The organism is Bradyrhizobium sp. CB3481 (assembly GCF_029714305.1).
Lineage (GTDB): Bacteria > Pseudomonadota > Alphaproteobacteria > Rhizobiales > Xanthobacteraceae > Bradyrhizobium.
Genome location: NZ_CP121647.1, coordinates 2,139,108 through 2,156,109 on the forward strand (window position 1 = coordinate 2,139,108; position 17,002 = coordinate 2,156,109).

General features: G+C 62.1%; 16 protein-coding genes and 1 pseudogene. 4 read left to right on the forward strand and 13 right to left on the reverse strand.

Annotated elements, in window-relative coordinates; genetic code table 11:
• Positions 1 to 84: 84 nt before the first annotated feature.
• The 10 genes from xylB to QA643_RS10375 form a co-directional block, all read right to left on the reverse strand.
• Positions 85 to 1,560, reverse strand: a complete 1,476-nt coding sequence (gene xylB, locus QA643_RS10330; RefSeq protein ID WP_283033068.1) for a xylulokinase — start codon at positions 1,558 to 1,560, stop codon at positions 85 to 87.
• Positions 1,561 to 1,600: 40 nt separating this feature from the next.
• On the reverse strand, positions 1,601 to 2,686 hold the full coding sequence (ugpC, locus tag QA643_RS10335) for a sn-glycerol-3-phosphate ABC transporter ATP-binding protein UgpC (protein ID WP_283033069.1): 1,086 nt from the start codon (positions 2,684 to 2,686) through the stop codon (positions 1,601 to 1,603).
• A gap of 5 nt (positions 2,687 to 2,691) precedes the next feature.
• Positions 2,692 to 4,293, reverse strand: coding sequence for an FGGY-family carbohydrate kinase (locus QA643_RS10340; RefSeq protein ID WP_283033070.1), 1,602 nt, complete (start codon positions 4,291 to 4,293; stop codon positions 2,692 to 2,694).
• Positions 4,290 to 5,267, reverse strand: a complete 978-nt coding sequence (locus QA643_RS10345) for a sugar-binding transcriptional regulator (RefSeq protein ID WP_283033071.1) — start codon at positions 5,265 to 5,267, stop codon at positions 4,290 to 4,292. The genes QA643_RS10340 and QA643_RS10345 overlap by 4 nt, the downstream gene beginning before the upstream one ends.
• 7 nt (positions 5,268 to 5,274) lie before the next feature.
• Positions 5,275 to 6,168 (reverse strand): TIM barrel protein, encoded by an 894-nt coding sequence (locus tag QA643_RS10350; RefSeq protein ID WP_283033072.1) that lies wholly within the window; start codon positions 6,166 to 6,168, stop codon positions 5,275 to 5,277.
• A 15-nt stretch (positions 6,169 to 6,183) separates the two neighbouring features.
• On the reverse strand, positions 6,184 to 7,011 hold the full coding sequence (locus QA643_RS10355) for a carbohydrate ABC transporter permease (RefSeq protein WP_283033073.1): 828 nt from the start codon (positions 7,009 to 7,011) through the stop codon (positions 6,184 to 6,186).
• Positions 7,008 to 7,964, reverse strand: coding sequence for a sugar ABC transporter permease (locus QA643_RS10360; protein ID WP_283033074.1), 957 nt, complete (start codon positions 7,962 to 7,964; stop codon positions 7,008 to 7,010). The genes QA643_RS10355 and QA643_RS10360 overlap by 4 nt, the downstream gene beginning before the upstream one ends.
• A gap of 4 nt (positions 7,965 to 7,968) precedes the next feature.
• Complete coding sequence (locus QA643_RS10365; protein WP_283033075.1) at positions 7,969 to 8,520, reverse strand: SIS domain-containing protein; 552 nt, start codon at positions 8,518 to 8,520, stop codon at positions 7,969 to 7,971.
• Positions 8,521 to 8,609: 89 nt separating this feature from the next.
• Positions 8,610 to 9,965: a sugar ABC transporter substrate-binding protein gene (locus QA643_RS10370; protein ID WP_283033076.1), complete on the reverse strand. Its 1,356-nt coding sequence runs from the start codon at positions 9,963 to 9,965 to the stop codon at positions 8,610 to 8,612.
• 55 nt (positions 9,966 to 10,020) lie between these two features.
• Positions 10,021 to 11,043, reverse strand: a complete 1,023-nt coding sequence (locus tag QA643_RS10375; protein WP_283033077.1) for an alcohol dehydrogenase catalytic domain-containing protein — start codon at positions 11,041 to 11,043, stop codon at positions 10,021 to 10,023.
• A gap of 316 nt (positions 11,044 to 11,359) precedes the next feature.
• Here QA643_RS10375 and QA643_RS10380 point away from each other — a divergent pair, with 316 nt between their 5' ends.
• The 4 genes and pseudogenes from QA643_RS10380 to QA643_RS10400 form a co-directional block, all read left to right on the forward strand.
• A complete protein-coding gene (locus QA643_RS10380) occupies positions 11,360 to 11,557 on the forward strand; it encodes a hypothetical protein (protein WP_283033078.1) in 198 nt (65 codons plus the stop codon).
• An 80-nt stretch (positions 11,558 to 11,637) separates the two neighbouring features.
• On the forward strand, positions 11,638 to 12,030 hold the full coding sequence (locus QA643_RS10385) for a hypothetical protein (protein ID WP_283035117.1): 393 nt from the start codon (positions 11,638 to 11,640) through the stop codon (positions 12,028 to 12,030).
• 391 nt (positions 12,031 to 12,421) lie between these two features.
• Positions 12,422 to 12,904 (forward strand): SgcJ/EcaC family oxidoreductase, encoded by a 483-nt coding sequence (locus QA643_RS10395; RefSeq protein ID WP_283033080.1) that lies wholly within the window; start codon positions 12,422 to 12,424, stop codon positions 12,902 to 12,904.
• A gap of 84 nt (positions 12,905 to 12,988) precedes the next feature.
• Positions 12,989 to 13,279, forward strand: a pseudogene (locus QA643_RS10400) (hypothetical protein); the annotation flags it as partial.
• 287 nt (positions 13,280 to 13,566) lie between these two features.
• Here the strand turns inward: QA643_RS10400 and QA643_RS10405 are convergent.
• Genes QA643_RS10405 through QA643_RS10415 form a run of 3 tightly spaced genes read right to left on the reverse strand, consistent with a single transcriptional unit; the run spans position 13,567 to position 16,999 of the window.
• Positions 13,567 to 14,526, reverse strand: a complete 960-nt coding sequence (locus QA643_RS10405; protein ID WP_283033081.1) for a formylglycine-generating enzyme family protein — start codon at positions 14,524 to 14,526, stop codon at positions 13,567 to 13,569.
• Between the two features lie 21 nt (positions 14,527 to 14,547).
• The gene (locus QA643_RS10410) at positions 14,548 to 16,191 is read right to left on the reverse strand and encodes an arylsulfatase (RefSeq protein WP_283033082.1); all 1,644 of its coding nucleotides are present in this window, start codon (positions 16,189 to 16,191) and stop codon (positions 14,548 to 14,550) included.
• Positions 16,192 to 16,216: 25 nt separating this feature from the next.
• The gene (locus tag QA643_RS10415) at positions 16,217 to 16,999 is read right to left on the reverse strand and encodes a GntR family transcriptional regulator (protein WP_283033083.1); all 783 of its coding nucleotides are present in this window, start codon (positions 16,997 to 16,999) and stop codon (positions 16,217 to 16,219) included.
• Positions 17,000 to 17,002: the final 3 nt, after the last annotated feature.

The window sequence follows — 17,002 nt, forward strand, 5'->3', positions numbered from 1 at the left end:
GGGCACGGGTTGAACGAACGGGTTGCCGCACTGCCAGAGGTACTCCGCGATTTCATTCAGTGGATGGTCGCCTTTAAGCAAAGCTCATCCTCCCGGGTCGTTGTGGTACATCGCCCGCATCCGCGTTGCGCGCTCGCAGAGTAGGGGAATGGCGGCGCGATCAGGCGAAAAGCTCGCACGGATCGCCGGCTTGATGCAAACCTCCTGCTCGCTGACGCCGGCCGCGATCATGCCCAGGCGTGCCGCACCGAAGGCCGCACCGAGCTCGGCGCTGTTCGGCACGTCGAGAGTAAGGCCGGTCGCATCCGCCAGCAACTGGGCCCAGTAGGAACTCCGCGAGCCTCCACCGACCATCAGGCAGGAGGTCGGCGCCGCGCCCGCGTCGACGAGCACGTCAAGGCAGTCGCGCAGCGCAAACGCAACCCCTTCGAGGACGGCGTAGACTAGCGCTTCGGGACCGTGATCGGCGCAGAGCCCTCCGAATGCGGCGGTCGCATGCGGATCGTTGTGCGGCGTTCGCTCGCCGGTCAGGTAGGGTAGAAAGACCGGTGCGTGGGCGCGCCGCTCCGGCTCTGACGCGAAGCGCTCCGCACGCGCGAGCAATCCCGGGATGTCGCCGCCGGCGCCCGTGATCCTGGCAATCCAGGACAGTGCTGCCGCCGCCGAGAGGGCCACCGTCATGCCGTGCCAGCGATCGGGCAGCGCATGACAGAAGGCATGCAGCGTGCGCTCTGGCAGAGCCACCGGATGATCCGTGACGGTGAAGATGACGCCGGACGTCCCGAGCGAGAGGAAACCGTCGCCGGCGCGCACCGCGCCGATGCCGACGGCGGAGCAGGCGTTATCCCCGCCGCCACCCGCGATAGGAATTTTACGGCCCGCAAGTCCCCATTCGGCTGCAACCTGCGTCGAGAGAAAGGCCGAGACCTGCGAGCCTTCGACGACGCGCGGCATCTGGGCTTCCGTCAGGCCGCAGGCGGCGAGCAGGGTGGCGTCCCATCGACGCCCGGCGACGTTGAGCCATAGCGTGCCGGCGCTGTCCGACATCTCGGAAACATATTCGCCCGACATGCGGAAGCGCACATAGTCCTTCGGCAGGAGGATCATCGCCGTTCTCGCGAACACCTCCGGCTCGTGCTTCGCGACCCACAGCAGCTTCGGCGCGGTGAAGCCCGGCATCGTGGTATTGCAGGCGCGTGTCGTGAAGTCCGTCACGCTGTCGAGCAATTCGCGGCATTCGGCGCCTGAGCGTCCGTCGTTCCAGAGAATGCAGGGCCGCAGCGCTTTGCCGGCGGCGTCGAGCAACGTCGCGCCGTGTTGTTGCCCGGAAAGGCCGATCGAGGCGAGTTCGTTCCATTCGCGCGGCGCCGCTGCGGCCAAGGCGGAGATCGCGCTCTGGGTCGCGATCCACCAGCTATCCGGTTCCTGCTCCGACCATAATGGGCGGGGCCGGTCGACTTCGAGCGGTGCCGAGCTTTCGGCGATGAGATTCTGACGCGAGCCGATGAGGACCGCCTTGACCGACGAGGTGCCGATGTCGATACCGAGATGGCTGGTCACGTCAGATTCCCACTCTTGTGTCTTCCTCGCGGTGCTGCATTCAGATCGCAATCCCGTCGGCGTCGAACAGATAAACCCGCCCCGAGGCAAGGCCGACCGGCAGCGTAACTCCGCGAACGACGGCCGGCCGTCCGCTCGCGAGAATCGCTATCTGGGGCGCGTTGGCCGCAGTGGCATAGACCTGGGTGTGGCCGCCGAGATTTTCAGAGAAATCCGCGGTTAGGTTGAGAATGGGGTTGGGGTCACCGATCGTGAGATTGTCGGGCCGCAGCCCCACCGTGACGGGGGCGCCCGGCGACACTGGACGTTGCGGCGCGCGCTCGACGGTCAGCTCTCCTCCGACAAAGGCTGGATGTGAGAGGGTGATCGCTGTGTCCGCGACATCGCCGATCCTGGCCTCGATGAAGTTCATCTTGGGCGAGCCAATGAAGCCCGCGACAAAGCGGTTGGCCGGTTCATCGTAGAGCGTGCTCGGCGAGCCGACCTGTTCGATCTGGCCGGCGCGTAGCACGACGATGCGATCTGCGAGTGTCATTGCCTCGATCTGGTCGTGGGTCACATAGACCATGGTGACGCCGAGATTGCGGTGCAGCCGGGCGATCTCGACGCGCATTTGCGCTCGCAATTCCGCGTCGAGGTTGGAAAGCGGTTCGTCAAACAGGAACAGCTTCGGGTGACGCACGATCGCCCGGCCGATCGCGACGCGTTGCCGCTGGCCGCCGGAGAGTTGGCGGGGCTTGCGCGACAGCAGCGGACCAATCTGAAGGATGTTAGCTGCTTCGTCCACGCGGCCGATAATCTGGTCCGCGGGCATTTTTGCCATTTTGAGGCCGAAGGCGATGTTGTCGAACACGCTCATGTGCGGGTAGAGCGCGTAGGACTGGAACACCATCGATACTTCACGATCGGCCGGCGCAACGCTCGTGACGACCCGGCCGTCGATCGAGACGTCGCCTGCGGAGATCTCCTCGAGGCCCGCGATCATGCGCAATAACGTAGACTTCCCGCAGCCCGACGGGCCGACGAAGACGACGAACTCGCCCTTTTCCGCTTCCAGGCTGACGCCGTGGATTACAGGGATCGATCCGTAGCGTTTGACAACCTTGTCGAGTTTGAGAAAGGACATCGCGTTCAGAATACTCCTGTGGACGCGGAGGGACGGCCAGCCAGCCGCCGACCCTCGGCCTCGATTTCGTTGCGGACTGCGAATAGCTTCAGGTAGGTCGAATAGGCGACGTCGTTGGCCATCGCCCATGCTGGATCTGCCGTGTGGATGGTTTGCTCCGGCGCCATGGCGTCGAGCGCGGCGAACAGATCCGGATGCAGCCCGGCGGCGACGGCGGCGACCATTGCAGTGCCGAGCAGCACCGGTTCGGGTGCATGGGAGATCACGAGGTCCGCGCCAAGCGCATCGCGATACAGGCGCACCATCAGCGGGTTCTTGGCGTGTCCGCCGGAGAGGCACACGCGATCGATCGCATAACCATGCGCGTTTAGATGCTCGCGGATGTGCCGGCTTTGCAGCGCGAGCGCGCGGGCCGTCGCGTAGTAGTGTTCGAGGAAGGAGCGCGGGCTCGTTTCCAGGCCGATGCCGCTGACCAGCGCGCGCACCGTCCCATCACCATAGGGCGCGCGATTGCCAAGCCAGTCGGGTACGATATGCCGTCGTGCGGCGAAGGCGCGGCCTTCTAGATCGAGCAGCGCGAGGATGTCGCGGGCGGTCTCCGCATGCCGCTCCGGCGAAGCCTTGCCCGGGCTCGCGGGATGCTGATCCAGCACGGTGTCAAGCGCAGCGCCCGAGATGCTCATTCCGGCCTCGTGCATCCAATAGCCGGGAAATACCGCGTCCTTGAAAGGCCCCCAGATGCCGGAGACGTGCCGCTCATCCTCCGCCCAGCACATGTAGCAGGTTGACGTGCCACCGATCAGCGCCAAGGAGCGGTTCATCTTGTCGCGAAATCCGCGGCTTGCGACGCCGAGAGCGCCTGCTTCCGCGTCGATCAGGCCGATCGCGACCGGAGTGCCGGGCGCGATGCCGAGCGCCTGCGCCGCCTCCGAGGAAACCGTCCCTTGGACTTCGCCGACTCGGCCCGGCGGCTCGGCGAGATTGCCGCGCTGCAGAAGATCGGGCAGACCGAGCGTTGCCAGCAGTTCGCGGCGCCACGGGCTGGGATCAGCGGGCAGGTAGGGAAACTTGCAGGCAAGCCCGCAGACGGAGTGACGATCAACGCCGGTCAGGCGACGGGCCACTTCGTCCGAGAGATCGCGTACAGCGGTGATGCGCGCCCAGGCCTCCGGCCTGTGTCGCTTCACCCACAGAATCTTGGGCAAATACATCTCCGGGGAGACCGTGCCGCCGACATGATCGAGATAGCGGTCGCCGGACGCCTCGATCTCCTCGGCCTCGCGCTCGCCACGATGGTCCATCCAGCAGATGACGTCCGCATCGCCTTCAAGCGGCCGTTCACCTTGCGCCTCGAAAAAAGTGGAGGAGGTCGCGTCGACAGCAATGCCCGCAATCGCAGCCGCCGCTCCCGGTGCTTCGCTGACAGCTGCCCGGATTGCGGCACACACTGCCGCCCAGATATCGTCCATTCGATAGACGGCGTGGTTTTCCGCCGGGTGCAGCAGCTCGAACGGATGACTGCGTGCTGTCACCAGCCGGCCCGACGCATCGAACAGGCCGGCGCGAGCCGACAGGGTGCCGACATCGATAGCCAGAAGCAGGCTCATTGCAGCAGCACCTCCGCCGCCGATTCGTCGGTGACGAGACAGCGCACATAGCGCGCGTTCAGAATGCCTCGGATCACCGGCGCCTTGGGTACTCCGCCCGAAGCCAGGATGGAGATCGGGTATGCCTTCAGTTCCAGTGGGCTTAGGGCCATGACGCGGGAGTTGAGAGGGTGGTCGACCGGCCGGCCATATTCGTCGAGGAATGTTCCGAGCAGGTCACCGACCGCGCCGGCCTCCCACAGCCCGTCCAGCGCTTCGCTCACGATATGGGTCGACGCAAGCAGCGAGCGTGGCGTCAGGTCGCCGCAGGACACAAGCGCGATCTGGCCTTCGCGCGCTCGGCGCATTACGTCCGCGAGACCGTAATGGGTCAGGAGCATCGAACGGCTCTCGACCGACGGGCAATAAATCGGTGCGGCGACATAGTAGCATTCGGCGCCGATCAGGCGCGCAAACTCGGTCGCGACCTCGAAAGTGTTGGTGCCGGCACCGCGTGTCAGGCCGCCCATCAGCGAAGTCACCCATCCCTGAGCGAATCGTCGCTGTTTAAGCGCGCGCGCAGCGGCGCTCAACGTGCGACCCCAGCCGACACCGAGGCCGATGCCATCTTTCAGCAGGGGATGAAGCATCGTGCTCGCGGCTTCCCCGACCACTTGCTGCAGTGCGTCGGGATCGGGCAAGGTCGGCACCACGGAAACATCATCGAGCGCAAAGCGTGCCTTCAGCTTCTCTTCCAGCGCGACGCAATTGGCGAGTGGCAGCTTGATTTCGACGCTGACGAGCCCGTCCTGCCGAGCCTGTCCGAGAATCTTGTTGACCCTGAGCCGCGTCAGCCCCAGCCGATCGGCGATCTCCTGCTGCGTCATCGCGCCGACATAGTAGTACCAGCAGGCTCGTGCCTGGATTTGCGCTTCAGTCAGGTCCTCGGCGTTTATGCGCATTGTCGTCATGTCTCTGTTGGGTGTGTCGCTCACGGTCCCCTCACGCATACGCCGGCTTTAGAAGTGCAACCGACCGCTTGATCGCCTCAAGCACGGAAGCGTCGTCGCGCTCGAAGGGATAGAAGACCTCGAGAAATACAGGTGTTTGGCCGAGTCCGTGCGCCCTTTGCTGGGCAGCCATCGCAACGGGATCGAGTCGGCCGGGCTCGGTAAAATCCCAGTGCCGGTCATATTGGAAATCGGTTTGCTGCACATGGATCACGCCGACATTGGCTCCGAGCGCCGCAAACCAGTCGGCCATGCCGGCCCGGTAGCTTCCGTAGAGCGGCTCGAACGTCCCGTGGCCCCAATCCAGGCAGAACTTCCACGGCACCGCCGACGTCTTGAGGTCGGCGGCCATCGTGAGCGCCTGATCCACCGTCCAGGGCCACTCGCGCCGCATCGGCGTAGGCTCAACGTATAGTTCGACGAGCCCTTCGGCCTTTGCGGCGTCAGCCAATTTGTGCATGCGCGCGATCAAGTCTTGATAGTCTGCGCGGGGCAGGGCGTCGGCCTCGCGACCGTCGCGGCGCGCGGCAATCGCGCCGAGCGGCCCGCCGACACGCACGATGCCGGCGCAAGTCGCAAAACGATAAGCGCGCCGCAGCCAGGCTTCTGCGACATCGCGCACGCCAGGATCGGGATGCAGCAGTTGGTTGAACGTGTAGTGAGCAAGGCCGATGAAAGCGCTATGCACGTTGATGCCAGTCGCGTCTGTGCATCGACGGATGTCACGGGCAAGCGATACCAGTAGATCGTCGGGCCAGGTCGGATCGACGAGATCGAACGACAGCTGAACGACATCAAGGTCGAGATCTTCGCGGACCAGCGGGGCCCAGAGCTCAGGCGTTACCCAGCGCTTGACGCAGAAAGAAAGATTCACGCCGAACGGCATGGCCTCGGATTCCCGTTATTTGGTCGCGCCCATGGTCAGTCCGCGTATCATGTGTCGGCTGACGAGCATTGCAAAGACCGTCACCGGCAGCACGATCACCGTGCCTGTCGCCATGATCTTTCCCCAGGGCAGCTCGTAGCCCGACATGAAGTTCGTGGCCACCACTGGAGCGGTCTTGAGTCCCTGGCTTGTGATCAGCACGAGCGCATAGAGCAATTCGTTCCAGGAGAAGATGAAGGCGAAGATGGCGGAAACAGCGACGCCGGGTAGACCAAGCGGCAGGTAGATGCGCCAGAATATGTCGAACTGCGATGCGCCCTCCAGCCGCGCCGACTGCTCCAGATCTGGTGGAATGGAGCGGAATTGGTCGGTACAGATCCAGACGACGATCGGAAGGTTGAAGGTGAGATAGATCAGCACGAGCACCAGGTGCGTATTTAATAGGCCGACCTGCCTTGAGAGCAGGTAAACCGGCAGCGCGAGCACGATCGGGCTGATCATGCGATTCGAGATGAACCAGAACCAGAGATCCGCCTTGCCGCGAAACTCGAAACGCGCAAGGGCGTAGGCCGCGGGCGTGCCGAGAACGACGGACAACAGCGTGGTCGAGACCGCAACGATTAGCGAATTGAGGACTGCCGTGGTCACCTTCGTGTCGGCGAAGATGTCCATGTAATTCGAAAGCGTCGGACGGAAGAACCAGACAGGCGGCGAGGCGAGCAGCTCGGTCTGGTCCTTCAGACTGGATGTGATCATCCAGTAGAAGGGAAATAGAGCGAAGGCGAGAACGACGAGCAGGCCTAGCGCGTGCAGCAGCGAGCGAATCCGTGTTGCGGCCATCATTCGATCTCCCGATAGAAGATGTGAATGTAGAGGCGGCTGAGCACGATGGTGAGTATCAGCAGCAGGATCGCCTGTGCGGAAGCCAACCCGAGGTCGAAGACCTTGAAGCCGACCCGCTGGACATAGATCGAGATGAGATCAGTGGCAGCGCCAGGCCCGCCGCGCGTCATCACGAATACCGTATCGAACAGCTTCAGCACGTCAGCGGAGCGCAGGATCAAGATTGCGGTAAGACCCGGCAGCATGTAGGGGAGCTGCACGTAGCGGAGCAGGGCCCAGGGGCTCTTCGTCTCAAGCCGAGCGGCTTCCTCGATCTCGACCGGCACCATCGACAGGCCCGCGAGGAAGATCAGCGCGACGAACGGCGTCCACTGCCAGATGTCCATTACGACGATTGCGACAAAGGCTCCCGTCGGATTACCAAGCCAGTCGGATGAGGAGACGCCGAGCCAGCTCATGAACTGGTTGGCGACGCCGAAATCGCGATTGAAGACGAGGCGGCCTATCAACCCCACGACGGCATAGGTCGTTGCCAGCGGGACCACCAGCGAAACGCGGGTGATCGCGCGCAAGAGACCCCAACCTGGCCGATGTAGCATCAGCGCGATCAAAATGCCGAGCGCGATCTGCACCGGCACCACGCTCAGATAGAACTTGCCGGTGAGCAGAAGGCTGTCCCAGAAACCCCTGTCGTGGAGCACGGCGAAATAATTGTCGAAACCGACGAAGGGGAAACCGTCCTGCAGGTCGGCGCGCCGCGTGATGTTGTAGCGCCGGAATGAGGTCGCGATCGCGAAGAGGGTCGGATAAATGCCGATCGAGAACAGGACGATGACCGCCGGCGCGAGGAAGAAGAACGGCATCCAGCGGCTATAGCCGGGGTGATGGCGCCGCGCGCCGCGGGCGTCAGGCGACGCCAATTGCGTGGACAGATTTTGCGGTACCGACGTCAAGAGGTTATTCCAGGTTCGTGTGGTTAGCGCGCATCGCCTCAGGGGTGACTCCGAGGCGTTCCCGCAACCGGAGGATCATGATCTCGAACAGGATGTACTGGGCACCTTCGAAAAGCGACCCCATCGGCAGCACCGAGCCTGACGGGCCAGTATCGTCGGCCATGGTTTGCGCGGGGACCGACAACACGGCATCGGCCGCGCGCGCGCATTGACCGTTCGGCTGAGCGGTGATGACCAGGGACCGGGCACCGTCGCGGCGCGCAACGCCCATCAGGGCTGCCACGGTTGAAAAATGGCCCGGTCCCGCCGAGGTGATCAGCAAGTCACCTGTCCCAAGGTGCGGCGTCGTCATGTCGCCGACCATAGCTGCCTGGCGGCCAAGGTGGAATAGGCGCATGCAGAATCCCTTCATCTGCAGCCCCTCACGGCCGACGCCGTAGAGCGCGATGCGTTTCGCGCCTGCAATCTCGTCGATGGCCCGGTCGACGGCGCTCTCATCGATGCGGTCGAACACGCATCTGAGTTCGTCGAGTGCGGCGCGATAGAGCGTCGTCATGACTTGGCCTCCGAGCAGGAGCATCCGGGTTGCGAATGCCTGGAGCAAGGACAGCGAACGCGTGCAAAACGCGTTCGCTGTTGGGCGGCTCACTGCCGCAGGGCTTTCTTGCCGTCGTAGTAGCCTTCCTTCTTGAGAATGTTTTCCATACGCGCGCCGATCTGCTTGGCGCCGTCTTCGGTCGAGACTTCGCCGAGCATCATCTTCGAGCCGACCTCGGCAACGATCTCGGAGATAGAGGCCCAGGCCGGAAAGCGCGGACGGAACTCCGGAACGCCCTTCTGCCAGGAGGCGACCATCGGCTCGACGAATTTGTACTTCGCCTTGATGTCCGCTTGTTCGTAGACCGAGCTGCGCCCGGAGACGCCACCCGCCTCGACATAGGCGCGGGCGATATCCTCCGAGGTTGCCCATTGGATGAATAGCCAGGACGCCTTCTGCTGCTGCGGGCTGGCCTGGGACGCGACGGCGAGCGAGAAGCCGCCGAGCGCGGGTAGACGGCCGGCCGGTCCGGCGGGTTCAGGTGCGACCGCAAGGCAATCGCCGAGCTTGGAGGTCTTCGGATCGGTCAGCGTGCCATAGAAGGCCGACCATTCCGTGATCATCGCCACCTGGCCCTGGGCCAACGCGTTGACCGCCTCGACGTGGTCATAGGAGACGACGCCCGGCGGCATGTACTTCATCAGGTCCTGGCGGAACTTCAAGCCAGTCTGGCTTTCCTTCGACATCAGGTTCGAATGGAACGTCTTGTCGAGCAGGGAGCCGCCGAAAGGCCAGAGCACGCGCATGAAACTGTCGGCTGACTGCGTCTCGCCGCGCAACGACTGCAGGGCGAAGGCATATTGTTTCTTCTCGGGGTTGGTCAGCTTCGGAGCGTAAGTGGTGTAGAGCTCTTCCCAGGTCGCGGGCGGTTTTTCGAAGCCGGCGTCCTTCAGCATGCATTTGTTGTAGAAGAGCAGGCCCGAGTAGTTGTCGAAGGGCAGGCCGTAGACCTTGCCGCCCCATGAGCCAAATGCATCGAGCAGCAGCGGGAAGAAACCCTTGAGATTGAGGCCGGGGTCGGTGATTGACGCGTCGCTGGTGAACGTCTCAATCGGAGCGATCCAGCCATTCTCTGCGAACTCGCCGATCCAGACGAGATCGACCAGTGCCATGGTCAGATCGCCCTTCGAGCTGAAGTTGAGCACCTGCTTCTCGCGGCTGTTCTCGTAGGGCACGATCTCGTAGTTCACCTTGATCCCGGTTTTTTTCTCGAACTCGGGCAACAGCTTGATGATGGCGCGGTAGCCGGGGCGATCGAGAAAGATGATGTTGATCTCGGTGCCCTTGTAAGGCGCGGCTGCTTTGTCGAGCGCCCATTCGGCCTGGGCAAGGGTGGGGTCGCCGACGGCGGCACCTGCGGTGATAGCGAGCGCGCTAAGCGTCGCCAGAAGCCATTTTCTCATCGTGATCCTCCCTTTTTGTTATCTATCGTCAGCTACGTGTCAGTCCGGCGTCGGGTCATGTCCTCTTCAAATCGACGAGAACCTTGACATAGCCCGGTGCGTTCTCGGCGAGCGCCGTGAGCACGCCGGGCGTTTCCTCCAGCCCGATGCGATGGGTGACGATCGAGCGCACGTCGACCTTCCCCGCTGCGAGGAACTCGATGGCGAGCGGATAGACGTCTCCCATCCGCCGCGCGAACTTGATGTTGAGGCCGCGGCGACGCGCATCCGCGGCCGGCAAGGCGTAGATGTCGCCGTCCGGAATGCCGACAAGCACGACGCGTCCGCCAATGCGTGTCGCGGTCACGGCGTCGCGGAAGCCGAACGGCGAATTCGTCGCCTCCATCACGAGAGGACAACCGCCTTTGGACCATTCGATGAGGTCGGCGGCGGTTTCGCCAACCCGGTCCGCGCCGATTCTTTCGGCCATTGCACGGCGATGCGCCAGCGGATCGCAGGCGAGGACTTGTCCAGCGCCGGTCGCCTTCAGCACCTGGATGATGAGCAGGCCAATCGAACCGCAACCTAGTACGGCCACACGCTCCAGCATGCGCGGCTTGGCGAGTTTGACAGCGTGAATTGCCACGCCGAGCGGCTCCAGCATCACGGCATCGAGCGCGTCGAAGCTCACCGGCAGTGCAACGAGCTGCGATCGAGGCGCCCAGATACGCTCCGTCATTGCGCCATCGAATGGGGGAGCGCCGATAAACTCAACGTTAGGACACAGATTGTGATGGCCTTCACGGCACCAGTCGCACTGACCGCACGCCTTGTTCGGGTCGACGGCAACGAGTTGTCCGCGCGTGAGACCGAGCTCTTCCACGTCTTCACAAAGGTAGCCGCCGAACTCGTGCCCGGGGACAAAGGGCTCCTTGATAACCGTGGCGCCGATACCGCCGTCCTTGAAATAATGCAGATCGCTGCCACAGAGGCCGACTGAGGCGACGTCCATGAGGACTTCGCCCGCGCGTCCCTCCCGCAGATTGAACTGCGCTACCCGCGCCTTGTTTGCGCCATCGACGAAAAGAGCTCGGCTCATCAACCACCCGCCTTGCACCGGGGTTCCTGCGCCAACGCCGTGGCACCGCAAGTCTATTACATTCGTATTTCTTTGGATGCAACATATGAAAAATCATAAAAACATTTGTAGAGCCGTCTATAATTGATGCAAAGAGTTCAAGTTTTTCAATCGGTTAGAAGGCGGTTTGTGCACGGCGCGTGCACCGGGAGATCAATATTTGTCGAAGGCAAGCCCTGGGGCCGCCCGCTCTTCGGAACGATGTGGTCCCCTCAGAAGCTTCTCAGAAGACTCAGACGATCTTGAGGATTGGACCGCGGGCGCGGCACGAGAGCTAATGGTGCTCGTCACGACCGCCGCTCTTCTCCGGCTTTATCCGGAAGGGCCGGCAGCGCAATGGACCGGCGCTCACAAAGGACATGCCTTCTTTGCCTACGCCAACAACTACCTCATCGACCTGATGGTCGCGATCATCATCGACGTCGAGGCGACGCGAGCGATCCGGCAGGCAGAAGTCGGCGGGCACGCACAATGATTGAGCGTGCTGAAGAGCGCCTTCTCTGTCCCGAGCGCTTGGGCCCCCGATAGTGCCTATGGCTCGGCGGAGATTCTGGGATGGCGAGTCAGCGAGCAGGCGATCAAGCTGCAATTCCGGTGTTCGACAAGTCGGCCCGCGCGGATCGGACGTTCTCGCGCGAAGACTTCGCCTACGATCAACAGCGCGACGTTTACATCCGCCCGGCGGGCAAGGTGCTGACTTCCGCGGGGATCCTGGTGAATGACGGAGCGACAAGGCTCTATCGCGCCATTAAACATGATTGCGACGCCTGCACGCTTACAATCGGGCCTCATCGCGAGTCGCTGGCCCGCACCAAATCGTTATTTCCGGCCCTTTCGTCCTCGGCACATTATCGAAAGCCGCCGCGATACATCGGTGGTTCGCTAGTTTCGATCCATATGCAAGTGTCTCACCTTTCGCATGTAATAGCCCTGCGTCTGAAGAGCTGATCTGATTTCCTCGCTGACTTTTGCCACCCTCTTCTTGCTCTTGCGCCATTTTGCCAGCGCCGCAACGGGCGGCATCGGGCACCCCTTCTTCACAACGAGCAGATCACGTCTCGTACTTAGATAAATATCCATACGCCTGTCTCCTAAAGCCGACGGACATTAGCGCTAGAGAGCGGAGCATGGGTTACCCAAACGCAACACCAAGTAACTGTTGTGCGCCCTCCTAATTTACCATTGGCCGGAACGGATCGAAGCGTCTTGACCAAGGTAAAGCGGCTGAGGCGCGATGAGCAGCTAGTTCTCGCGACTACTTGGCATTGGCTGCGTGAAGAAACATGCTAGCCTATGAAAATAGGCGTTGAAATCGACAGTGGACGTTCGGAGTTTGGCAATGATCAAAAATCTTTTTGCACTGACCTTGCTTGCAACAGTTATGTCGTCTTCGGCAAACGCTAAAGATGAACCCCAAGAAGCTGCTATTCGTGCCATTGTGGCAGACCAAGTTGCTGCATGGGACGCAGGCGACGGAGCACGGTTTTGTCAATCTGCAGCGCCAGACATCTCGGCGTTCAACACGTCGGGGGCTGACATGTCTGGCAAAGAGGTTTTTTGCCAAAGACAGCTTCAAATTCTCGGCGGCATCTTCAAAGGCACTACGAAGAAGCAAGTCATTCGACGCCTTCGTTTCATTACTGACGACGTGGCGGTGGTCGATATTGACAATGAAATACATGGCCTGAAGGCCACGCCAAGCGGGGCACCCCTAGCTGCTGACGGTGTAAGCCGAACGCGTCTTATGGAGGTTTTCGTTCGACGCGATGGTCGCTGGCTAATGGAAGCATTTTACAACATCGATATCAAATCTCCAAAATAGACGAGCCTAATATTATCCGCCCATCTAGCACACCTGGCGCTTAGAGGATTGCCCATAGCCGTTCCTGACGCTGTTATTGCCACCATGAGCACCAAGAAGCGTGAGGTCATATGGGGCGGCCGCGTCATGGGCGCGAAGGTGCGCGCCGAGACGGTCCGCCAAGAAGCTAGGAAAGCCACCCGTGCGGCCGATCGCGCCGAGGCGGAAGCATGGTCAGTCCGCATGGAAGGCTATGGCGGGCCAGCGCAGCAAAGTCCGACGATCGCTCAGTGCCTCAACGGCGGGTGCGGCTGGCTGGAGATCGAATGCTGCCGCTGCTAGACGAGGGCGAGCCCGCCGCTGGATGCCATCCGCAGGGCTCGGGACACGCCGATCTGAAAGCTGGATCCGTCATTCCGATGCCTGGCGCCGCAAACAGGACGACCTGCCGGGCCGCCCCGAAGCCATTCGCCGGCTCGTAGAGCTGGGGCTGAAGGCGAAGATGAAGTGATTAATCGGGTCAGACGAACGGTGCTGATGTCTCGGGCCGCTCGACGTCCAAGACCGATGCAAACTGAGTTTGTTCGGGACTGACGAGCAAGATGCCATCAGCTTAACTCGCTGACAGGGTTCGGTAAAAGCTTATCAGATGCTCTAAATCTGCGATAAAAGTGATGGTGCAATCAACACCCGGTGCGGACGACGCGAAAACCGATATTGCTCGCAGAGCTGTCTGGCGTGTTCGAGCTTCGTGCCGCCACGCGATAACGATTGCAATAGGAATCATGACAGAGGAAAGAACCACCGCGCAGCGAGCGGTTGGGAGCTGGGGCATTGTGGAAAGGATCTTCGGCCGCCGTAACCTGATGGTATCGGGGCGAGAACGTATCTTCGCACCATTCCCAGACATTGCCGGCGACGTTGTGTAAGCCGTAGCCGTTCGCCTCAAAGGCATGGACCGGCGCGGTGCCGAGATAGCCGTCTTCCATCGTATTGAGGTGGGGAAAATTTCCCTGCCAGATATTGCAGCGATGCTCGCCCGCGGGCGTCAACTCATTGCCCCAGGGAAAGGTGGCCTGCTCGAGCCCGCCGCGGGCGGCCGTTTCCCATTCGGCTTCCGTGGGCAATCGGGTCCCTGACCACTGGCAGTAAGCCTTGGCGTCATTCCAGGAAATATGCACGGCAGGATGGTCGCTCCGGCCGAGGATGGTCGAGTGTGGTCCCTCGGGCTGCGCCCAATAGGCGTGCGACACCGCGACCCACCACGGCGTCTCGGCTGCGCGATTTAGCGGCTCACGCTTCGCGTTGTCCGACAGCAAACCCTCAAACACAAAGCTCCAACCGTAGCGTTCAGCGTCCGTGGTATAGCCAGTCTGCCTTACGAACTCCGCGAACTGCACATTGCTCACCGAATAGCAAGCGATTGCGAAAGTAGCGACATTGACCCTGCGCACTGGTCCTTCGCCATCATCGGGAAAACGCTTGTCGTCGGAGCCTATCACGAACGATCCACCGATCGGCGGGCTCCAGCGGCGCGGGATGGGCGTCTCACTGGGCGCGATCGTCGTTGCCGATGCGGTAGCCGTCAGCGCCGGATCGCCGGCGCGACGTTCGGCACAGCAGCGGTGAGTTCCGTCAGTCATCAGACACCACCGGCACGGCCGTTAGTTCTGCTTCTCTTCTTCCCAGAACGCCGTCTCGCCCTGCGCCTGCATCAGCGCGAGGATTTTCTCGCGCGGGATCACGCCGCAGCGGTCGGCCCAGCGCTGATATTGCTCGGCCATGTCGCGGACGCGCTCCGGATATTGGGCGGTAAGGTCGTGCATCTCGGTGCGATCTAGCTCCATGTCATAGAGTTCCCACGGCCCGGGATATTTCCGCACCAGCTTCCATTTTCCCACACGCACGGCGGCATTGCCCTCATGCTCCCAGAACAGCGGACCGCGACCGCCATAGGCGGAGGAGAACGACGGCACTAGGCTCTCGCCCTCGCAGGGCAGAATATCGTGGCCGTTGTTTTCCGTCGGATAGGTCGCACCGGATACGTCGAGGATCGTCGCCATCACGTCGGGCAGCTGGCTCGGATTGTGCCGCAGCCCGCCGCGCTCCTTGATGCCGCGCGGCCAGTGCACGATGAAGGGCGTGGCGATGCCGCCTTCATGGATCCAGTGCTTGTAGAGCCGGAACGGCGTGTTGGAGAGATTCGCCCAGGCGGTGCCGTAGCTCTGATAAGTGTGCTCCCCGCCTGGCATCAGCGTGGGATCGTTGCCGAACTGCACGGGCTCGCCCTTGCGCGTCTTCGCCTTAGCAATCATCAGCTGATCGACCAGCTCGCGCGCGGTGACCCCTTGCGGAATGTCCTCGGCGCAGGCGCCGTTGTCGGACAGGAAAATGATCAGCGTGTTCTCCATGTTGCCGGTTTCTTCCAGCGCCTTTAGGATCCGGCCGATGCCCTGGTCCATGCGGTCGATCTGCGCGGCATAGACCTCCATGCAGCGCAGCGTCCACTCGCGATGCTCGGCTTCGTCGAACGGCGGTTGGGTCGGGTCGCGATCGGTGAGTTGCCAGTTGGGATGGATGATGCCGCCATCGATCAGCCGCTTCAGCCGTTGCTCACGCAGGCGATCCCAGCCGGCGTCGAAGCGTCCCTTATATTTCGCGATATCTTCGTCATGTGCGTGCAGCGGCCAGTGCGGCGCGGTGTAGGCGACATATTGGAAGAACGGCTGGTCGGGATGTTCCGTCTTGTGCTGGCGGATATAAGCGGCCGCCTGATCGCTGATAGCGTCGGTATAGAAGAACGACGAATCGTTCTCCGCCTCATGCTCGATATTGTCGTTGCCGCGCGTCAGCGTGTTCGGATTGTAGAAGCTGCCCGCGCCGATGATCGTGCCGTAAAAATAATCAAAGCCGCGCTGCGTCGGCCAGGCATCGGTCGGCTCGGTCAAATTGCTCGCGATGTGCCACTTGCCGCTGAGATACGAAGTATAGTTCTTCTGCTTCAGCACTTCGGCAATGGTTACGCAGCTCTTGTTCAGATTGCCGGCATAACCTTCGGGGCCGTTGCTGTAGGTGAGAATGCCGATGCCGGTCTGATGCGGATGCAAGCCCGTCAGCAGCGACGCGCGTGACGGGCTGCAGCGGGCGGTGTTATAGAATTGCGAGTAGCGCAGGCCGTTGGCCGCGAGTTGGTCGAGGTTCGGCGTTTCAACCTCGCCGCCATAGCAGCCGATATCCGAGAACCCCATGTCGTCGTTAAGGATCAAGAGGATGTTGGGGAGATCGGAAGTCTTGCCGCCATTTGCCATAGTTTTCGGTCCTTCTTGCGTACGTTCAGGAATGCTGCCGCGTCAGGCTGATGCTGAGTCGGAAGTAGTCGGTCAGGTACACTGCGCGCAGCAGCTCTAGTGGCCGTCCGTCGGTGCCGAGCGTCAAACGCTCGATGGCGAGCAGGGGGCTGCCGCCTTTCACGCCGAGCAATTTGGCGCTGGTGGAATCGGCGAGCGCGGCACTGATGGTCTGCTTGGCTTCCTTGATGGGATGGCCGAGCTCTTCCTCGAACACCCGGTACATGATGATGGAGATGAGGTCGCGCTTCTCGAGTTCGAGGCCAATGTCGGGCGGATAGAATGCATGCTCGATCGCGATCGGCGTGTCATCGGCCAACCGCAGTCGCTTGAGCTGCCATACCGCGCGCTCCCTCAATTGTTCGCGCACCTCAGTGTCGTGCCGATTGGTCATGCCTTGCTGCAACACCTTGGCGCCAGGCTGATAGCCGGCGTCGCGAATGGTTTCCGAAAAACCCATCAGCCGGCCGACCCAGTTTTCAGGCTGGTTGGAGCGCAGGAAGGTGCCGCGCCCGCGCGTGCGTGCAAACATGCCTTCGCTCACCAGCGGCGAGATGGCGTTGCGGATGGTGATGCGGCTGACGCCAAAATACCGGCCGAGCTCGGCTTCGGTCATCAGCCGGCCGCTCTTGTCGATCAGCTGGCCGTCGCGCACCTGGCGGCGGATCGTCTCGCGGATCTGGATGTGCAGCGGCGCCGATCCTGCGGTGGCATCAACCGGCGTGGCGGCGGAGAGTGGGGCAGGCTTTTTTCGGGTGCGGAGGGGCATGTG